The 2195-nt window shown below is 65.2% G+C and carries 2 protein-coding genes; both read right to left on the reverse strand.

What is annotated here, in order from left to right; translation table 11 throughout:
• Positions 1-311: 311 nt before the first annotated feature.
• On the reverse strand, positions 312-1094 hold the full coding sequence (gene istB / locus J0654_RS18205) for an IS21-like element helper ATPase IstB (protein ID WP_313784011.1): 783 nt from the start codon (positions 1092-1094) through the stop codon (positions 312-314).
• Positions 1091-2195, reverse strand: a 1105-nt coding sequence (gene istA, locus J0654_RS18210; protein ID WP_207030542.1) for an IS21 family transposase, incomplete at its 5' end; no start/stop codon positions are given. The genes istA and istB, both read right to left, overlap by 4 nt.

The following is a 2195-nucleotide window of genomic DNA, read 5'->3' on the forward strand; positions in this document are numbered from 1 at the left end:
GCTTTGGGCGATAGCGGCGAAAAGGCGCGAAGGTTGCCCTCGTTGTCGTCATAAGGCGCCGCAACCGGACGCGTCGGTTCGCTCTTGTTTCCTGAAGTCGCCATGAAATTCTCCAGTTGGCCACTACTTGTCTTCGGGGTAGATGAGGACTTCGATATCGCCGAATTCCTGGGCGGTAGCGAGGTGTGTCCTGCCTTGATCATCGGTCCGGCCGGCGATTGCGTATTCCGGTCAACGTGACCGCTCATTCCGGCCTATCGTGACCGCTGCGCATTCGATGCTGTTACGCGATTAAATTGTAAGGGCTGCGGTCACGATGGGTCGATGTTTTTCTCCTTTTTGGTGGTTTTAGGTCGCTGGGCGCGCAGCGAGTCACCGGTCAGCGTGAAGCGGTGGTTGCGCTGCATAATGCGGTCCAGGATGGCGTCGGCGATGGTGGCGTCACCGATCCATGCATGCCAATGTTCCACCGGCAGCTGACTGGTGATGATGGTGGCCTTGGTGCCGGCTCGGTCGTCAATAATCTCAAGCAGGTCCGAGCGCGTCATGCCGTCGATGGCGCCCATGCCCCAGTCATCGAGCACCAGCACGTCCGTCTTGGCCAATTGCAGCAGCCACTTGCCGAAGGCGCCGCTGCCATGTCGGATGCGTAGCTCCTCCTGCAAGCGCGGCACGCGCTGGTAGATTGCCGAGTAGCCACGCCGGCAGGCGTACTGCGCCAGCGCGCAGGCAAGCCAAGACTTGCCCGCGCCGGTGGGCCCGGTCACCAGTACGCTATGGCCGGCGCTGACCCACTCGCCCAAGGCCAGGCTCATCACCTCGCGGCGGTCGATGCCACGGCCAGCGCGCGCGTCGATGTCCTCGATGGCAGCCTGGCCGTACTTGAGGTGCGCGTTCTTGAGCAGGCGCACCAGCTTGCGGTCGTTGCGGGCGTGGACCTCGCGGTCGATCAACAGCGCCACGCGCTCCTCGAAGCTCAACGCGGCCATGCCGGGTTGGGCCAGCTGCTCCTCCAGGCCGGCGGCCAGACCGTCCAGCTTGAGCGAGCGCAGTTGCGCCAGGGTGGTGTGCATCATCATTTCGTCGTTCCTCATTGGTAGTAGCCAGGTCCGCGGACGTGGGCATGGTCGGGGCTGACCCACTCGCTGGCGGTGGCCGGCGCGCTCTGATCGCGGTTGTTTTTCAGGATGTCGTTGACGTGGCGGTACTGGCAGGCGCCGATCTGCAAGGCCAACATGCAGGCCGCTTCCAGTCTCGCCTTGCCGTAGCGCTTTGCCAGCGACAGCAGGCCAAGGCAGGCGCGGTAACCGTGTTCCGGATGCTTGTTCTCGGCCATTAGCCGCGTGACCGCTTCGGCCGTCGCCGGGCCGATGCTCCGCCCCCAGTGAATGAGCCGGGTCGGCGTCCATTCCATGTGGGCGCGGTGCGCGGCAGGCATGTGCGTTGGCGTCGTGGTGAAGCCGCCCTGGCGGCTGTTGCGGGCATGGCTGGCGACGCGCTGCCCCCTGTGCATTAGCTCCACCACAGCGGTGGTCACGCGTGCCTCGAGCGTCTGGCCGACCAGCGCGTGCGGCACGCTGTAGCGGTGGCGCTCAAGCTCGACGTGGTAGTCGATGTGCACCTTGACGGTCTTGAAGTGCGCCATCTCGTAACGCTGTAGCGGCAGCGGCAACAGGGCCGGCGCGTCGATCTCGGCGAAGGTGCTGGCGCGGCTGCCGGGCAGTTTCTGGAACAATTTGTCGTTGAGCCGCGTGAGCAACGGCGCCATGGCCTGATTGACCTCGTGCACACTGTCGAACCTCTGGTGGCGCAGGCGCGCCATGATCCAGCGCTCGACGATCTGCACCGCCGATTCGGCCTTGGCCTTGTCCTGCGGATGGCGCGGGCGCGCCGGCAGAATCGAGGTGCCGTAGTGACGCGCGAAGTCGAGCACCGTGTCGTTGCTGCGCGGCTCGTAGCGGTTGGCATCGGCGATCATGGCCTTGGGGTTGTCCGGCACGATCAGCTGCGGCACGCCGCCGATGAAGGCCAGCGCGCGCGCGGTGGACTCAAGCCAGTCCCTCATCGTCTCGCGCGGCGTGGCACAGGCATAGGTGTAGCTGGAAGCGCCCAGGGCGGCCACGAAGATGTGGGCGCGACTGCCGTCGGTCAGTCCGATGGTGGGACCGGCGTAATCGATGAACAGCTTCTCGCCG

This window comes from Flagellimonas profundi (assembly GCF_017313275.1).
Classification (GTDB): domain Bacteria; phylum Bacteroidota; class Bacteroidia; order Flavobacteriales; family Flavobacteriaceae; genus Flagellimonas; species Flagellimonas profundi.

Bases quoted from the DNA above. Each gene is read 5' to 3' on its own strand.
- istB (WP_313784011.1), bottom strand. From the start codon at position 1,094: ATGAGGAACGACGAAATGATGATGCACACCACCCTGGCGCAACTGCGC.